Here is a 1,261-nt window from a genome sequence, read left to right on the forward strand (position 1 = left end):
TAGCATTTTTCTTTCCACGACCTCCTCCATAATCCTCTACTAATTCTCTTAATTCTTTTTTATAGAACATGATTGTCTTTTTTTATAAAACAACTCTCTATACGTGGTCAGTTAAATTTTTGCCAACGTTTAGTATAACCGCAGTTACGGGATTAAATTTAATGTTTTTAGGTTTAGCACCGACGGTAGCAATTACGCGTGGATTCGGACGCAGTCGAATCCGCCGTAATTGCGGTTATACATTGTTATGCCACGTATTTTCAGTCACAAGACCGAAATCCTGTATAAAACCCGGCCTCATTTTCAAAGAAATTGTCATAATAGCAATTCTTATTTCCGTTTTCTAAAAGATAAAGCGGTCTCAAAATAACCCCATTTAGATCAATGTAAAAAAGATCATTTATTTTTGAGAATGTTTTCGATTGCTCGCTCCATTTTTTGTAGGGCTTGTTTAAATAAGTATTAATAAAATTGTAATCGTAATATTGATAAATATGGATTATTTCGTGAGTGAAAACATTATAGTTACCTAATAAATCCCGCTCAATTAATACGATATTACCATAAGTTGTTCCAGAATTCCCTGTGTTGTTGTTTGAAAATATTATTTCACCAGTTTGGAGCGTTCTTTTAAATTCAAATTTATTGCTTATAGCGGTGGAAACAGCCAAATATAATGAAATGGGCATTATTTTATATTTGACTTGAAATTTATCTTTCGTGTAAAATTCCAACCTATTAAAACCAATATTTAAATGCCATTTTTCCCAAAAATCCCGATTCGACGAAGCGTTCTCAACTATTGAAGTGCCTGCCGAGTTGACTATTTTTCCATACCAGCTATATTCCCATTTTTGCTTATTGTTAATGTTCGCAATCAAATTTTTACTTTCGTAAATCAAATATCCACCTAAAGCACCTTGTCCCATTCCTTTCAATAGTACTTTCCCCCACCGTTCATTTGGCTTTTTGTTAATCAATGCGCCAACTCCACTAAAAACTGAGCCTAATCCAATGTTATAAAGAGCCATTTCCGTTTTTGAATTCTGTCCATAAAATTCACTAAAAAAGAAAAAGATTAATAGAAAAGACAGAATCTTAATTTTCATCAAAGTTTTTTTTAATATGTGGCATAACGTTTAGTATAAAAGAAGTAGGGCTGTAAATAAGCGATTACCATTCGGATTATGCACAAGCCAAATCTTTTGCATTTTGTTTTATCTTATTTTTCTAAAAGCCAAATCAAAAGATTTGGCGACCT

Annotated in this window: 1 protein-coding gene; it reads right to left on the minus strand. The window is 32.4% G+C overall.

Annotated elements, in window-relative coordinates; genetic code table 11:
- Positions 1–260: 260 nt before the first annotated feature.
- On the minus strand, positions 261–1,109 hold the full coding sequence (locus tag ESU54_RS17635; protein ID WP_235004639.1) for a hypothetical protein: 849 nt from the start codon (positions 1,107–1,109) through the stop codon (positions 261–263).
- Between the last annotated feature and the right edge of the window lie 152 nt (positions 1,110–1,261).

Origin of the sequence: Aequorivita antarctica (assembly GCF_007997155.1) — a bacterium.
Classification (GTDB): Bacteria; Bacteroidota; Bacteroidia; order Flavobacteriales; family Flavobacteriaceae; genus Aequorivita; species Aequorivita antarctica.

Coding starts and splice junctions, on each gene's coding strand:
- ESU54_RS17635 (WP_235004639.1), bottom strand. CDS start 1,109: ATGAAAATTAAGATTCTGTCTTTTCTATTAATCTTTTTCTTTTTTAGT.